The sequence below is a fragment of the Halorubrum cibi genome (genome assembly GCF_900182635.1).
Classification (GTDB): Archaea; Halobacteriota; Halobacteria; order Halobacteriales; family Haloferacaceae; genus Halorubrum; species Halorubrum cibi.
Genome location: NZ_FXTD01000005.1, coordinates 172282 through 186508 on the forward strand (window position 1 = coordinate 172282; position 14227 = coordinate 186508).

Below are 14227 nucleotides of genomic sequence, written 5' to 3' on the forward strand. Positions count from 1 at the left end.
TCCGGAGCGGTTAAACCAGTACCGCCGCCGGCGCGGCCGTCACCGACCGCGCCGACGCGCGTCGACTCCCGCGCCGTCCGCGAGGGGTTTAAGTCCGGTGTCGGTCACCGGGTGTCTATGGAGCGGACTCGCGAGTGGGTCTCGGTGCGCGCCTCGGTGATTCTGACGTTCGCCGTGGCGCTCCTCTCCATCGTCGTCGGGCTGTTACACATCAGCGGCTTCAGCGTTCAGGGCCCGCTCTCGCCGTACATTCCCGAACTCATCCGGCGGACCGTCGGCTTCACCGGGACGATCACCGGCTTCGCGATGCTCGGGAGCGGGTTCGCGCTCAGGCGAGGGTATCGCGTCGGCTGGCGCTCCGCGGCGGTCCTGCTCCCGTTGACCGCGATCCAAGGGCTCCTCCAGGTGTCCGTTTTCTCGCTGCCGTTGGTCGTGCTCTCTCTCGTCTCCGTCCCCGCGCTCGTGATCAACCGGGGACGGTTCGACCGCCCGTTCACCCCATCTCCGACGCAACTCGCCGCGGCGGCGGCGCTCGCGGCCGCCATCTCGTACGGCACCCTGGGGTCGTACGCGCTCCGCGACGAGTTCGGAAGCGTCGACACGCTCGTCGACGCGTTCTACTTCACCGTCGTCACGGCCTCGACGGTCGGTTACGGCGACGTGACGCCGGACACACAGATAGCCAAGCTGTTCGTCCTCTCCGCGCTCGTGATGAACGTCGCCGCCTTCGCGGTCGCGCTCGGGGTCCTCCTCACGCCCGCCATCGAGGCGCAGCTCTCCAAGGCGCTCGGAAAGATGACAGAGAAACAGTTCGACCTCCTCGACGGCCACGTCCTCGTGTTGGGAACCGGGGACCTGACGGAACCGATACTCGAAGAACTCGCGAAGCGGGACGGCGTCGAACACGCCGTCGTGACGACCGACGAGACCGCCGCGCGGCGGCTCGACGAGCGGTCGATACCCGTGCTGACCGCGGACCCGAGCGACGTGGAGCCGCTCCATCGCGCGCACATCGAGGACGCCCGCGCCGTCGTGGTCGCGACCGACGACGACGCCCGCGACGCGCTCGCGATCCTCACCGCTCGCCAGCTCAACCCCGATGTTCGGATCGTCGCGGCCGCGACCCAGCGGGAGAACATCGACAAGCTCCGCCGGGCCGGTGCGGATCAGGTCATCTCGCCGGCGACGCTCGGCGGCCACATCCTCATCGACTGCGCGTTCGGCGAGAACGGCGAGTCGATGGCGGGGCTCGTCGACGACGCCTTCGACTCCGGGGCGGAGTAGCGGCTCGGCCCGGCCCTACCGACTCCGCCGACCCTTCGTCTGGCGGTAGTCCCGGCTCAACACGTTCTCGCGCATGTGTTCCACGAACGCGTCCGCCTCCTCGTCGGACATCGACTCCGGCTCGCGCATCGGGACGATCTCGAAGCCGCGGCCGCGGATCGTCGTCGCGTGCTCGGCGGCGACGTCGAAGGAGTCCGGCCGTCGGGTCGTGTACGCCACCGCCAGCTCGCGGAGCGCCCGCTCGCCGACGGCCACGATGATCTGCGGGTTGATCATCCGAATCTCCGCGTTGAGGAAGGGCTCGCAGGTCGTCACCTCTTCGTCGGTCGGCTCGCGATTCGGGTGTCGACAGCGCGTGAGGTTCGTGAAGAAGACGTTCTGGACGTCCGGCTCGGCCGCGTCCGGCGACGACCTGACGAAGCCGAGGTCGGCGAGGATCGACTGGACGCGCTCGCCACCGCCCTCGCCCGTGAAGGGGATGCCGTTCCGCTCGGCGGCCGCCGTGGGGCGCTCGCCGACGACGAGGAACTCCGCGCCCACGTCGCCGAAGCCGTGAACCACCCGGTCGCGGCGGCCACACAGCTCGGGGCAGTTCTCGCAGTCGAGGTCCATCCCGAACGGGTTCGCGAACTCCTCCTGGGTTGCGTCCACGGCCGTACTGCGGCACACGAGGACCTAAAGTCTGCGGGCCGTCGCGAGCGTGGCGCGGAGGGAAGCGAACCCCACCGCCTCAAGTCGGCGCGTAGGCGTCGCCGTTGCGGTCGATCAGGTCCCGTTCGCGCAGCGTCTTCAGGACGCTGTACAGCGACAGTTTCTTCATCCCGAGCGAGTCGCCCATCTCCCCGACCGTCGCGTGACCGTTGGTCGTCAGATAGAGGTACACCAGCTTCGCGCGCGGCGACTGTAGCTCCGGCGGTAGCGCGGGGGTCGCCGCGTACGCCGTCTCCGTCTCTAACATCGTACGCTGGTCCATGAATTCGACGATAATAAATCCCTATTTCAACGATCGTCGAATTCCTGGAGATGGCGGAGACAGCGCTCGTCGAAGCGTTTCTCGTCGGGTCGGGTCGTCCCCGCAGCGGTAGGTTCGGGGCGGACGCGGCCGGATCCGGTCCGTACTTTCGACCGTCGACTTATGAGAAACCGTGAGCGATCCGCGACGCCGAGCGAACTCCGCGTCGCCTCAGTACGACCGGACCTTCGGCTCGTACGTCTTGGCCTCGCCCTCGAGGATGGCGGGCTTGTACCAGAGTTCGGGCTCGCCGTCGTTCCAGGAGATGAGCGTGTGTTTCAGCCAGTTCTCGTCGTCGCGCTCCTGACGCTCCTTGCGCCAGTGCGCGCCGCGGAACTCCCGGCGCGCGAGCGCGCCCATCGCCAGCGCCTCCGCGATGTCGAGGATGTTCCGCGTCTCCATCGTGTGGATGAGGTCCGTGTTGAACGTCCGCGAGGGGTCCGACACCGCGACCTCCGTGTACGCCTCGCGCGCCTCACGCAGGTCCTCGAGCGACTGCTTGAGCCCCTCCTCCTCGCGGAAGACGTTGACGTTGGCCGTCATCGTCTCCTGGACCGCGGAACGGATCTCCGCGTGGTTGCGCCCCTTTCGCGCGAGCAGATCCTCGACGCGCTCGCGGGCGCGCTCTATCTCCGCCTCGAGCAGCCCCTCGGCGTCGGCCGCAACCGCGCCGCCGTCGGCCGCCGCCGGGCCGCGGTCGCCGACCGTTCCAACGTCGACCTCGAACTCGTACTCCGCGGACTCCCAGTCGCCAGTCTTGCCGGTCGGGATCTCGGGTTCGCCCATCTCCTTGCCGGCCGCGTGGTTGCCCGCGCGCTTGCCGAAGACGATGAGTTCGGGGAGCGCGTTCCCGCCGAGGCGGTTGCCGCCGTGAACGGAGACGCAGGCGCACTCGCCGGCGGCGTAGAGCCCGTCGATGGCGGTCTCGCCGTGCTCGTTCGTCTCGATGCCGCCCATCGCGTAGTGTTGGCCGGGCTTGACGGGCATCGGCTCCGTCAATCCGTCGGCGCCCTCGAAGTCCTCCGCGAGGTGGAGGATGTTCTCCAGCCGGTCGAGGATGCGCTCCTCGCCGAGGTGGCGCATATCGAGGTGGACGTACTCGTCCTCGATGCCGCGGCCCTCGTTGACCTCGGTCAGCTCGGCGCGCGAGACCACGTCGCGGGAGGCGAGCTCGCCGTCGTTGTTGGCGTAGCCGTGCTCGAACATGAACCGCTCGCCCTTCTCGTTGTAGAGGATCCCACCCTCGCCGCGGACCCCCTCGGAGATCAACACGCCCGTCGAAGGCAGCGTCGTCGGGTGGAACTGGATGAACTCCATGTCCTCCATCGGCACGCCCGCGCGGTAGGCCATCGCGACCCCGTCGCCGGTGTTCGCGACCGCGTTCGTGGTGTGATCGAACACCTGCCCCATCCCGCCGGTGGCCAAGATCACGCCGCCGCTCGCGCGGAACCCGTCGACCTCGCCGCGCTGGATGTCGTAGGCGACGACGCCGTGACAGCTCCGGTCGGTTGGGTCGTCCTCGTCGGTGACGACGAGGTCCATCACGTGCCACTCGTCGTACACCGTGATCCCGCGTTTGACCACCTGCTCGTACATCGTGTGGAGCATCTGGTGGCCAGTCTCCGCGCCCGCGTACGTCGTGCGCGGGAACGAGAGCCCGCCGAAGGGACGCTGGGAGACGCGACCGTCCTCCTCGCGAGAGAACGGCATCCCCCAGTGTTCGAGCTGGATCACTTCCTCGGGGCTCTCCTTACAGAGCGCCTCGACCGCGGGCGCGTCCCCGAGGTAGTCCGATCCCTTCATCGTGTCGTACGCGTGGTCCTCCCAGGAGTCCGCGTCCCGGAGCGCCGCGTTGATTCCGCCCTCCGCCGCACCGGTGTGTGACCGCACCGGGTGTAGCTTCGAGACGATCGCCACGTCGGCTCCCTCCTCCTGTGCCGCTATCGCCGCGCGGAGGCCCGCCCCGCCCGCGCCGACGACGACGACGTCGTGTTCGTACATGGTGTTGTGATAGTGGTGTGGTGGTGAGTTCGTATCCGATCCGTTACCAGAACTTCAGGTTGTTCTTGACCGCCTCACGTTTCAGCTCCTGGATGTGCTCGGTGAGGGGGATGTCCTTCGGACACACCTCCGTACAGGAGAACTGGGTCTGACACCGCCAGACGCCGTGCTCCTGCTCGATTATCTCCAGGCGCTTCTGTTTCACGTCCTCGCCCTCCCGCTCGTCCATCGCGAACCGGTACGCCTTGTTGATCGCGGCCGGGCCGAGGTACTCGTTGTCGCCGGCGGCGATGTTACACGAGGACATACACGCGCTACACCAGATACACCGCGTCGACATCTTGACCTTCTCGCGGTTCTCCCTGCTCTGGCGCTGCTCCTCCAGTTCGCCGTCGGGGTACTCGTTCGTCTGGAAGTACGGCTCGACCGCCTCCATCTGGTCGTAGAAGTGCTCCATGTCGACGACGAGGTCCTTCGTGACCTCGGCGTGCGGCAGCGGCTCCACGCGGATCGGCTCCTCGAGCTCGTCGATCTGGGTCTTACACGCGAGCTTCTGTCCGCCGTTGACGAACATCGCGTCCGAGCCGCACACCGCCTGCCGGCAGGAGTGGCGGAAGGTGAGAGAGGAGTCGTACGTGTCGCGCGCGTACATCAGCGCGTCGAGGACCGTCATCCCCTTCGTGAAGGGGACGTGGAAGGTGTCGAAGCGCGGTTCCTGTTTCCCCTCGATGTCGGGGTCGTACCGGAACACGCGCAACTCGACGGTGTTCTCGTCGGCCGCCGCCTTCTCGGCCTCCTCGACCTCGCGCTGGCGGCGCCGCTCGTCGGCCCGCCGGCGCTTCTCCGCCCGGCGCTCGTCCCCCTTTGAGGGGGCCTCCGTCTCGGTTTCGGCCGCCGTCTCCTCCGTTTTCTCGGTCTGTTTGGGTATCTGCGTGCTCATGGTTCAGTAAAGCGGGATCCCCGCCCACGCGTTCGCGGTCCGGATCCCCTGGACGATCAGGACGACGCTCGCCGCGACGAGCGTCCACTTGATGACGGTGCGTTTCGTTCCCGTGAGTCCCTGATTGACGAGCGCGTTATAGACGCCGTTGACGCCATGGAACGTCGCCGTCAGGAGGAACAACACCATGAGCGAGTAGTAGCTCACGGTCTCCATCCGGCCGGCGCTCATCAGGAAGGACACCTCGTCCGCGTGGTGGACGAAGTGTAAAAGGAAGAAGTGGAACGCCAACACGACGAGCAGGAACGCGGCCGTGACCCGCTGGAGCAGCCACATCCGCCCGCCTTTGTCGAACGAGGAGTAGCGCTGTGCCATCTCAGAAGGCCCCCGCGATGAACGTCGGAACCGACGCGACCGTGATGGCCCCGGTCAGGATCAGCGACGCGTAGAAGCTCTTGTCCTGTGACTCCAATCCGACGCCGAGATCGACCAACAGCAGGCGCGTGCCGTTGAGCATGTGAAACACGGCCACGGAGAGCAGTCCGACCTCGAGGACCCGAACCAGCAACAGCCCCTCGAGCGAGACGATCGTCTGGGTGTACACGTCGTTGCCCGCCTGGAGCACGGCCGTCTCCGCCCCCGACGCGGGGATCGCCGTGCTCAAGACGGCGATGTGGGTGAAGAGGTACCCGATGAGCACCCACCCCGTAAACTTATGAAATATCCACGCCCACATGCCGGCCTCGAACTCCCGCCACCGACTGAAGTCCTCGATGAGGCCTCGATTGTACGACTGACTCATACGTAGGGCCTCGGTACCGGGGTCGTATAGTAGTTACTACCACGGCCGATCGGTCCAGCTTCCCGGCGGTCGATCCGTCCAGCTTCCCGGCGATCGATCCGTCCAACTTCCCGGCGGTCGATCCGTCAAACTCCCCCGCGATCGATCGGTCCGGTTCCGCCGCGGTCGATCGTCGCGTTCGTGAAGGTCGATCGTCGCGTTCGTGAAGGTCGCTCTCGCGTTCGAGTCCCGTGTTCGTCTCACCGTTCACACGCGTGTGTCAGCCGTTGTCGCTCGCGGGTCGGTCGCGGAAGCCTTTTATGTACTCCTCCCGCCAGTACGGACGCAATGGCGAAAGGCGAAGTTGACTTCTTCAACGACACTGGCGGCTACGGATTCATCGAGACTGACGACGCGGACGAGGACGTGTTCTTCCACATGGAGGACGTCGGCGGCCCGGACCTGGAGGAAGGTCAGGAAGTCGAGTTCGACATCGAGGAGGCGGACAAGGGTCCGCGCGCGACGAACGTCACCCGTCTGTAAGGCGTCAGAACGTTCTGTTGTATCGGCTTTTCGACTGTTCTACACCCGATAGCGACGGCGTCGTGTCACGATCTGACGGGGCGAATGAGTCACCCGGCGATCGCGTCCGCTGCCGGCCGATCCCGGCGAGGCGTGCCGCTCACCGATAGGGCTTTGGTTCTTGCTGACTGACCGGTCAGTCAATGAGCGAGCAGCCGGGCGCCGCCGACGAGATCATGAACGGCGTCTACCGGGCGCTGTGTAAACACGGCTACGCGGGGCTCACGATGCAGGACATCGCCGACGAGTGCTCGAAGAGCAAGTCTCTCCTCCACTACCACTACGACACGAAGGAGGACCTGCTCGTCGCGTTCCTCTCGCGGGTGATATCCGACTTCGAGCGGCGCGTGACCCGCGGCGCGGACGCGCCGCCGGTCGAACGACTCGTCGCCTTCGTCGGCTGGTTCGTCTTCGAGCCCGCCGAGACCGAGCGCGAGTCGTTCCACATCGGACTCCTCGAGATGCGCTCGCAGGGGCCGTTCAACGACCGGATCCGCGAGCAGCTGCTCCGGAGCGACCGGCTCCTGCGTGAGACGGCCGCGGACGTTCTCTCCGCCGGAATCGACGCCGGCGTCTTCCGCGAGGTCGACGTCGACGAGACGGCCGCGCTCCTCGTGGCGACGCTGGACGGCGCGCGGACGAGGCAGATCACCCTCGGGACCGGCCTCGGCGGCGAGACCGCGCCCGGGGCCGCCGGGGAGAGAGACGTCGGAGCCGCCGAGGGCGGCGACGGGGTCTCTTACGGCGCACCCGGTGACCGGAGGACCTCGGACGGCGCACCCGGCGGCGACGGGGTCGACGCCACGGAAGCCGACCTCGCGTACACTCGGACGGTCGCGGAGGCGACGCTCCGACGGATCGTCGAGCCGCTGCTCGCCGAGGGAGTGACGCTCCCGTCTCTCGACGAAACGCTCGAGGAACTCACGGCCCGAACCGGTGAGAACCCCGCCGGCGGGAGTCAGGGTACGGAGCGGGAGTCCGAACCGGGGAACGAAGCGGGAACATGACGCGGTCACGCTCGGCGTGGTCGCCGCCTCACGCGGGTCCATAACCGATGTCCCGACTCCCCTCGATCGGTCTCTCGGAGTTCCCGACGGTGCTGCTCGCGGTGATCGCCAGCACCTTCTTCGTCGGGTTCGGCGGCGGCGTCGTCTTTCCCATCCTCCCGAACCTCGGCGCGGTCCTCGGCATCTCCGCGTTCATGGTCGGGGTGATCCTCTCGGCGAACCGCTGGGTCCGGCTCGTCGCCAACGCGCCCGCGGGGGCGCTCGTCGATCGGTACGGGACGCGCACGCCCTTCGTCGCGGGACTGTTCATCGAGGGGATCGCCACCCTCGGGTACGTCGTCGCGATCGCGTTGCCGCCGGCGGAGTCGTTCCGTCCGGTCGCGGCCGGACTGCCGGCGATCTCGATCGGCCCGCTCGCGGTCGGCTCGAGCGAGTGGTTCGCCGCCGTCGCGTTCGCGGTCGCGCCCGAGACGTGGTTCCTGCTCGCGCGCGTCCTCTGGGGCGTCGGGTCCGCCGCGGTGTTCGCGACCGCCTACACCATCGCCGCGGACGTCTCCGACAGCGGGTCGCGGGGGACGAACATGGGAGTCGTCCGCGGCGGCATCACGATGGGCTTTCCCGCGGGCCTCGTGCTCGGCGGGATCGTTTCCTCCGTCGCGGGCAATGTCGCCGCGTTCGTCGTCGCCGCCGCGTTCGCGCTCCTCGCCAGCGTCGTCGCGTACCGACTCGTCCCCGAGACGCACGTGACGACGGACGGCGAGAAGCAGTCGGTCAAACCGTGGGACATCGACACCTCGACGCCGGCGGTGACCGTCGGACTCGTGAACTTCGGGCTGATGTTCGCGTACATCGGGGCGCTGTTCGCGACCCTCGTGTTGTTCCTCGGTGAGGCGGAGATCTCGCTTTTCGGGCTCGCTCCGCAGGGGACCTCGGGACTGTTCATGGCCGGGACCGTGATCGCCGCGGCGGTGTTCATGTTCGCCGGCGGTCGAGTCTCGGACTCCCGCGAGTCGCGGACGCCGATCCTCTTGGCGTTCCTCGTCGTCTCGTTCGTCGGGTTCCTGCTTCTGGCGCGGGCCGGCTCGTCGCTCGAACTCGGCGTCGCCTGCGTCGCCATCGGCGCGGGACAGGGCGGGACGAGCGGTCCCATGATGGCGCTTTTAGCCGACCTGACGCCCGACGAGCGGATGGGGCGGGCCTCCGGCACCAACAACGTCTTCGGCGACATCGGGGGCGGGCTGGGTCCGATGGTGTCGCTCCCGCTCGTCGAGATCGTCGGATTCACGCCGGTGTACGCGGCGTGTGCGGTGGTCCCGCTCGTCGCCGGGATCGCGCTGCTCGTCGGGGTCCGGCGGGAGACGGGGACGTTCGTTCCCGGCCGCGACGCCGGCGAGTCGGCGGGCGGGGAGCCCGCGCCGAGCGAGGCGTGAGTCGCGCGTCCGGCCGAGGCGTGACCGGACGTCGTTGGACCGCCGTATGCGAACCGCTCGCGCCCGCTGGACGAAAGAACAACCGTTAAAAGTCATCGGCGGGTTCGTACGGACATGGCTGGAACCATCGAAGCGCTCGTCCCCGGCGGGCAGGCCAACCCCGGTCCGCCGCTCGGCCCGGAACTCGGCCCGACGCCGGTGGACGTGCAGGACGTCGTGAACCGGATCAACGAGGAGACCGCCGCGTTCGACGGCATGGAGGTCCCCGTCACCGTCGAGTACGAGGACGACGGTTCCTTCACGATCGAGGTCGGCGTCCCGCCGACCGCGGAGCTGATCAAGGACGAGGCCGGCTTCGAGACGGGCTCCGGCGAGCCCCAGAAGGACTTCGTCTCCGACATGTCCGTCGAGCAGGTGAAGAAGGTCGCCGAGCAGAAGTCGAGCGACCTGCTGGCGTACGACACGAAGAACGCCGCCAAGGAGGTCGGCGGCACCTGCGCCTCCCTCGGCGTCACCATCGAGGGCGAGGACGCCCGGACGTTCGACGACCGCGTCGACGCCGGCGACTACGACGACGTCCTCGAGGCGTAACGGCCCGGTTCCTTCGGTCACGCTTCCTGCGGCTTTCGCTCCGTCTTCGACTCCGTACGGTCGTCGCCGTCGACTCCGCCAGCCGACGGCTTCCGCCTTCGGAGGGCAGATACGTCCTCGCGGCGAACTCCCGCCGATGACCGCGAGAATCAGCCGATGACCGGGACGGACCACGAGAACCGGGGATACCGGCGGCTCTTCGACCCCGACGGGCTGACCTTCGGGATCGGTTTCCCGCTCACCGGGACGAGGGAGTCGACGCCGGCGGCGGCGGCAGAGGAAGTACGGCTCGCGAGCCGCGCGGAGTCCGTCGGCTTCGACGGACTCTGGGCGCGAGACGTGCCGACCTACTGGCCGCGGTTCGGCGATGCCGGCGGCGCGTTCGACCCCTGGCCGCTGCTCTCGCACGTCGCCGCGCACACGGAGTCGATCGCGCTCGGCACCTCGAGCGTCGTGTTGCCGCTCCGGCACCCGATCCACGTCGCGAAGTCCGCGGCGACCGTCGACCGGCTCTCCGATGGGCGAGTGGTCCTCGGGGTCGCCTCCGGCGACCGCGACCCGGAGTACCCGGCGTTCGGCGTCGACGCCGACGAGCGCGGGGCCGCGTTCCGCGAGCGCGTCGAGGCGATCCGGACGATCTGGAGCGAGGAGTTCCCCGCCATCGCCGGCGAGTGGGGGGAACTCGAGGGCGACCTCGACGTGTTGCCGAAGCCGACGACCGACACGCTCCCGCTCCTCCCGACGGGGAACGCCCGGCAGTCCGACGAGTGGATCGCCGAGCACGGCGACGGCTGGCTCTTCTATCACCTCCCCGAGAAGACGCTTCGGTCCTACCTCGACCGCTGGCGCGAACTCGCCGGAGAGAAGCCGTTCGTCATCGCCGTCAGGGTCGCGCTCGCCGACGACCCCGACGCCGACCCCGAGCACCTCCATCTCGGCTTTCGCGCGGGCGTCCGCTGGTTCCGCGAGTACTTCCGCGACCTCGAGGCGTACGGCCTCGATCACGTCATCGTCGGCCTCCAGGCCGATGACCCGGCCGCCGCGATGACGACGTTCGCCGAGGAGGTCGTCGACGAGCTGTAGCCGGGGACCGCACCCGACGAGCCGTCGCCGCGAGGCCCCTCGAAACCCGAACCGACTTCCTCCCCCCGGCCGGACGGGAGGACATGACTCGACTCCTCGTCGCCGGCGAGACGCTCATCGACTTCGTTCCGGAGGGCCACGGTGCGCTCGACGCCGTCGAGACGTTCCACCGCCGGGCCGGGGGCGCGCCCGCCAACGTCGCGGTCGGGCTCTCGCGCCTGGAGGAGCCCCCGCTGTTCTGGACCCGCCTCGGCGACGACGCGTTCGGCGACTACCTCGCCCGGACGCTCGCCGAGGAGGGCGTGCGCGAGGACCTGATCGAGCGCGACCCGGACGCCGACACGACCCTCGTCTTCGTGAGCCTCGATCCCGACGCGGACCGGGCGTTCAGCTTCCACCGGAACGGGACCGCGGACACGCGGATGCGCCCGGGAACCGTCGGTGACGACGAACTCGCGGACACCGGGTGGGTCCACGCGGGGGGCGTCGTTCTCGCGGACGAGCCGAGCCGAACGGCGACGTTCGACCTGCTCTCGCGCGCGAACGACGCCGACGCGGTCGTCTCCTTCGACCCGAACGCCCGCCCGGAGCTGTTCGAGGGCACGGAGTTCGTCGACACCTGCCGACGCGCTCTCGAGCTTTCGGACGTGGCGAAGGCCACCGCCGAGGACCTCGTCGCGGCGGGGATCGCGGAGCCGGACGCCGACGACGAGGACGCGGACGAACTCGCCCGCGCCGTCTGTGATCTGGGGCCTCACACCGCGCTCCTCACCCGCGGCCCGGACGGTTCGCTCGCGCGGGCGACCCCGGACGCGCCGTGGAACCCGACCGGCGAGCCGCTGGTGGTCGAACACGAGGGGTACCCGATCGACCCCGTCGACACGACCGGCGCGGGAGACGCGTTCACTGCGGGCGCGATCGCGGCGCTGTCGGCCGGCGAGTCCCTCTCGGAGGCGCTGGCGTTCGCGAACGCCGTGGCGGCGCGATCGACCACCGCGAAGGGGGCGATGACGGCGCTCCCGACGCGTTCGGAGGTCGAGGAGTTTCGGGAGGCGAACGGCTCGACGTAGGAGCGTCGGGGGAAGTCGTCGAGGAAGGCCGTCGAGGGAGGATGATCATCAGAACTCGTCGGAGGGGAACCGTCCGGAGGTTCCGACGTTCAGGCCGGATCCGCCTTCGTCACCTCGATCTCGACGTCGTCGGGGTCGACGCCGATCCGCGCGAACTGGGTCCGGACGTGCTCGCGAGCCGCGGCCACCGCCCGATCGCGGGTGTCGAAGCCGCGCGGCATCGGCTCCTCGAACGCGACGCGGATCTCCTCGCCCTCGACGAGGAGCGGGGATCCGCCGCTCTCGACCTGATAAAAGGAGTCGCACACCCAGACGTACGCGGCGTCCTCGTCGGGTGCGCCCTTGTACGTCGGCGGCTCCTCGCCGCGCTCGAACACCGTCCCGGTGAGGTCGGTCCCGCCGCCGCTGCCGCGAACGAGTATCATGTCTCCGGTAGGACCCCTACCGGTAAAAACGGACCGCGACCGCGACCGATCCCCCGGCGCGTGGGGGAAACGCTTTCGGCCTGCGCGACGGTGGCTCGGACATGACTCTCGAGGACTTCAGCGAGTACACCGACGAGGGTGGCGGCGCCGACGACGCCGACGCGACGGAGACCGGAGTGGACACCGCCGCGGCGACCGACGGGATCGACGCAGCCGCGGGCTCCGGAGACGGGTCTCCCGACGACGCGGACGACGTCACTGGTCCCGACGGCGGTGCGGACGAGGAGTTCGCCGCCTACGACGTCGACCCCGCCGGCAGCGACGCCGGGCTCGGGGTCGTCTCGGTGTCACAGGGACTCCGGATCTCGGAGGAGGAGGACGACACGGCGCTCAAGGCGTTCGTCACGACCGGTAACCGCGACGCGATCCGACTGGGGAAGTACCTCGTGGTCCCGTACCCCAACGGCGAGCGGCTCTTCTCGCGTATCACGGCCCTGGAGTACGCCCAGGAGTTCCAGTCGGACGACGCGACCGAGATACACGCTCGCCGACAGATGCGCCGCGACGACTTCGCCGAACGCGACTACAAGTTCATGGCCGAACTCGAACCCATGTCGATCGTGTACGATGACGACGGCGGCTTGAGCCGGCGGATGACGGACCGGGTTCCCAAGCCGGGCGCGGTCGTCGAGGAGGCCGCGGATGACGCGGAGATCAAGACCGGGCTGAAGATCCCCGAGGAGGGCGTCTTCCTCGGTCACCTCTCCGTCGGTGGCGAGAAGGTTCGGACCGCCGCCGAGCCCCCGACGGTCGACTACCGTATCACGGACGACTACGCCGACGGCGACCCGCTCGCGTTCAGACACACGCTCGTCGCCGGCGGGACGGGGTCGGGGAAGACCCACGCCTCGAAGAACGTGCTCCGGCAGTACCTCGACCCCGACCGGACGTACCCGATGGACGACGGCCGGGAGGCGCGGATGGCGGTGGTCCAGTTCGATCCGCAGGACGAGTACGCGCAGATGCACGACGACAACCCCGCGATGGACGCCTCGACCGCCCGGCGGTTCGAGCGCGAGGGGATCGCCCACGGCGGCCACGACGACACGGTCGCGCTCGTGCCGAAGGTCCCGAACGCGACGTATCCCGGCGAGGGACACCGCGCCGAGCGGGTGGAGTTCACGATCCCGTTCTCCATGGTGAACGAGTACGACATGCCGTGGCTCGTCGCCGGCTCCGGGCTCAACGAGAACCAGTATCCGGCGCTTTTGACGCTTCTCAATCGATTCTTCTCCGATTACGGCGACTCGGGAACCTACCGGCAGTTCCTCTCGTTTCTCGACGACCCGGCGCTCAAAGAGGAACTCGACGAGTCCGGGCGGGTCCACGAGAAGACGTTCGAGGCGGTCATGCGCCGAGTTCGCGGCGTTCCCGGCGGCGTCTTCGACGGCGACGCCAAGCCGATCACCGACCTCGACCACACGCTCGTCCGTTCGGGCGGACTCAGCGTCGTTCCGACGTACCACCTCCCGACCTCGAGACAGAAGGAGATCGTCGTGCTCGCGGTCTCGACGATGCTCGTCGGGGACAAGCTCTCGAACGACCCGCGAAGCGACCGGATCAAGGAGACTCCCCTCCTCATCGGGATGGACGAGGCGCACAACTTCCTCGCGGACGCCGACAACGTCCAGGCGCGAAAGGTCCTCGACACGTTCACCGAGGCGGCGAAACAGGGGCGAAAGGAGCGACTCGGGCTCTTCTTAATCACGCAGGACCCGCAGGACGTGGCCGAGTCCGTGTTCAAACAGGTGAACACGAAGATCGTGTTGAACCTCGGTGACGAGGACGCCATCGCGAGCGTGAACATTCCCTCGAACCTCGCGGGGAAGGTGCCGTACATGGAGAAGGGTCAGATGGCCGTCTACTCGCCGGACAACTCGGAGCCCGTCGAGCTGATCGGGCTGTCGACGTGCGTCACCCGACACGGGAAGTGACCGGCCCGTCACCGCGGGTGACCACCT

15 protein-coding genes are annotated in these 14227 nt (G+C 68.5%); 8 read left to right on the forward strand and 7 right to left on the reverse strand.

Annotation, left to right across the window (positions count from 1 at the left end; translation table 11 throughout):
* Nucleotides 1-117 precede the first annotated feature (117 nt).
* Nucleotides 118-1284 (forward strand): NAD-binding protein, encoded by a 1167-nt coding sequence (locus FN829_RS08305; protein ID WP_142986513.1) that lies wholly within the window; start codon nt 118-120, stop codon nt 1282-1284.
* A 15-nt stretch (nt 1285-1299) separates the two neighbouring features.
* On the opposite strand, the gene FN829_RS08310 is transcribed toward FN829_RS08305, so the two are convergent.
* From FN829_RS08310 to sdhC, 6 genes are all read right to left on the reverse strand, one after another.
* Nucleotides 1300-1935, reverse strand: coding sequence for a uracil-DNA glycosylase (locus tag FN829_RS08310; RefSeq protein ID WP_142986514.1), 636 nt, complete (start codon nt 1933-1935; stop codon nt 1300-1302).
* Nucleotides 1936-2014: 79 nt separating this feature from the next.
* Nucleotides 2015-2242, reverse strand: coding sequence for a helix-turn-helix domain-containing protein (locus FN829_RS08315; RefSeq protein WP_142986588.1), 228 nt, complete (start codon nt 2240-2242; stop codon nt 2015-2017).
* Nucleotides 2243-2467: 225 nt separating this feature from the next.
* Complete coding sequence (locus FN829_RS08320; protein ID WP_142986515.1) at nt 2468-4297, reverse strand: FAD-binding protein; 1830 nt, start codon at nt 4295-4297, stop codon at nt 2468-2470.
* 43 nt (nt 4298-4340) lie between these two features.
* Entirely contained in the window at nt 4341-5237 is an 897-nt protein-coding gene (locus tag FN829_RS08325) for a succinate dehydrogenase/fumarate reductase iron-sulfur subunit (RefSeq protein ID WP_142986516.1), read from the reverse strand.
* Between the two features lie 3 nt (nt 5238-5240).
* Nucleotides 5241-5612, reverse strand: a complete 372-nt coding sequence (locus tag FN829_RS08330; protein WP_142986517.1) for a succinate dehydrogenase — start codon at nt 5610-5612, stop codon at nt 5241-5243.
* Nucleotide 5613: 1 nt separating this feature from the next.
* Nucleotides 5614-6039 carry a succinate dehydrogenase, cytochrome b556 subunit gene (gene sdhC, locus FN829_RS08335; RefSeq protein WP_142986518.1) on the reverse strand — a complete coding sequence of 142 codons (426 nt, stop codon included), beginning with the start codon at nt 6037-6039 and terminating at the stop codon, nt 5614-5616.
* 327 nt (nt 6040-6366) lie between these two features.
* Between sdhC and FN829_RS08345 the strand changes: the two genes are divergently transcribed.
* The 6 genes from FN829_RS08345 (at nt 6367) to FN829_RS08370 (ending at nt 11781) form a co-directional block, all read left to right on the forward strand.
* On the forward strand, nt 6367-6561 hold the full coding sequence (locus FN829_RS08345) for a cold-shock protein (protein ID WP_004046659.1): 195 nt from the start codon (nt 6367-6369) through the stop codon (nt 6559-6561).
* Between the two features lie 182 nt (nt 6562-6743).
* Complete coding sequence (locus FN829_RS08350) at nt 6744-7607, forward strand: TetR/AcrR family transcriptional regulator (RefSeq protein ID WP_142986520.1); 864 nt, start codon at nt 6744-6746, stop codon at nt 7605-7607.
* Nucleotides 7608-7654: 47 nt separating this feature from the next.
* Nucleotides 7655-9037 carry an MFS transporter gene (locus FN829_RS08355; protein WP_142986521.1) on the forward strand — a complete coding sequence of 461 codons (1383 nt, stop codon included), beginning with the start codon at nt 7655-7657 and terminating at the stop codon, nt 9035-9037.
* Nucleotides 9038-9151: 114 nt separating this feature from the next.
* Nucleotides 9152-9628 carry a 50S ribosomal protein L11 gene (locus FN829_RS08360; RefSeq protein ID WP_142986522.1) on the forward strand — a complete coding sequence of 159 codons (477 nt, stop codon included), beginning with the start codon at nt 9152-9154 and terminating at the stop codon, nt 9626-9628.
* A gap of 156 nt (nt 9629-9784) precedes the next feature.
* Complete coding sequence (locus FN829_RS08365; RefSeq protein ID WP_142986523.1) at nt 9785-10711, forward strand: LLM class oxidoreductase; 927 nt, start codon at nt 9785-9787, stop codon at nt 10709-10711.
* An 83-nt stretch (nt 10712-10794) separates the two neighbouring features.
* Entirely contained in the window at nt 10795-11781 is a 987-nt protein-coding gene (locus FN829_RS08370) for a carbohydrate kinase family protein (RefSeq protein ID WP_142986524.1), read from the forward strand.
* Between the two features lie 89 nt (nt 11782-11870).
* Here FN829_RS08370 and FN829_RS08375 read toward each other — a convergent pair whose 3' ends face one another.
* Nucleotides 11871-12206 carry a DUF7113 family protein gene (locus FN829_RS08375; RefSeq protein ID WP_142986525.1) on the reverse strand — a complete coding sequence of 112 codons (336 nt, stop codon included), beginning with the start codon at nt 12204-12206 and terminating at the stop codon, nt 11871-11873.
* A gap of 101 nt (nt 12207-12307) precedes the next feature.
* Between FN829_RS08375 and FN829_RS08380 the strand changes: the two genes are divergently transcribed.
* Nucleotides 12308-14200: an ATP-binding protein gene (locus FN829_RS08380; RefSeq protein ID WP_142986526.1), complete on the forward strand. Its 1893-nt coding sequence runs from the start codon at nt 12308-12310 to the stop codon at nt 14198-14200.
* The last annotated feature ends 27 nt before the right edge of the window (nt 14201-14227 follow it).

Bases quoted from the DNA above. Each gene is read 5' to 3' on its own strand.
- FN829_RS08305 (WP_142986513.1), top strand. From the start codon at position 118: ATGGAGCGGACTCGCGAGTGGGTCTCGGTGCGCGCCTCGGTGATTCTG.
- FN829_RS08315 (WP_142986588.1), bottom strand. From the start codon at position 2,242: ATGTTAGAGACGGAGACGGCGTACGCGGCGACCCCCGCGCTACCGCCG.
- FN829_RS08320 (WP_142986515.1), bottom strand. From the start codon at position 4,297: ATGTACGAACACGACGTCGTCGTCGTCGGCGCGGGCGGGGCGGGCCTC.
- FN829_RS08325 (WP_142986516.1), bottom strand. From the start codon at position 5,237: ATGAGCACGCAGATACCCAAACAGACCGAGAAAACGGAGGAGACGGCG.
- FN829_RS08330 (WP_142986517.1), bottom strand. From the start codon at position 5,612: ATGGCACAGCGCTACTCCTCGTTCGACAAAGGCGGGCGGATGTGGCTG.
- sdhC (WP_142986518.1), bottom strand. From the start codon at position 6,039: ATGAGTCAGTCGTACAATCGAGGCCTCATCGAGGACTTCAGTCGGTGG.
- FN829_RS08345 (WP_004046659.1), top strand. From the start codon at position 6,367: ATGGCGAAAGGCGAAGTTGACTTCTTCAACGACACTGGCGGCTACGGA.
- FN829_RS08350 (WP_142986520.1), top strand. From the start codon at position 6,744: ATGAGCGAGCAGCCGGGCGCCGCCGACGAGATCATGAACGGCGTCTAC.
- FN829_RS08355 (WP_142986521.1), top strand. From the start codon at position 7,655: ATGTCCCGACTCCCCTCGATCGGTCTCTCGGAGTTCCCGACGGTGCTG.
- FN829_RS08360 (WP_142986522.1), top strand. From the start codon at position 9,152: ATGGCTGGAACCATCGAAGCGCTCGTCCCCGGCGGGCAGGCCAACCCC.
- FN829_RS08365 (WP_142986523.1), top strand. From the start codon at position 9,785: ATGACCGGGACGGACCACGAGAACCGGGGATACCGGCGGCTCTTCGAC.
- FN829_RS08370 (WP_142986524.1), top strand. From the start codon at position 10,795: ATGACTCGACTCCTCGTCGCCGGCGAGACGCTCATCGACTTCGTTCCG.
- FN829_RS08375 (WP_142986525.1), bottom strand. From the start codon at position 12,206: ATGATACTCGTTCGCGGCAGCGGCGGCGGGACCGACCTCACCGGGACG.
- FN829_RS08380 (WP_142986526.1), top strand. From the start codon at position 12,308: ATGACTCTCGAGGACTTCAGCGAGTACACCGACGAGGGTGGCGGCGCC.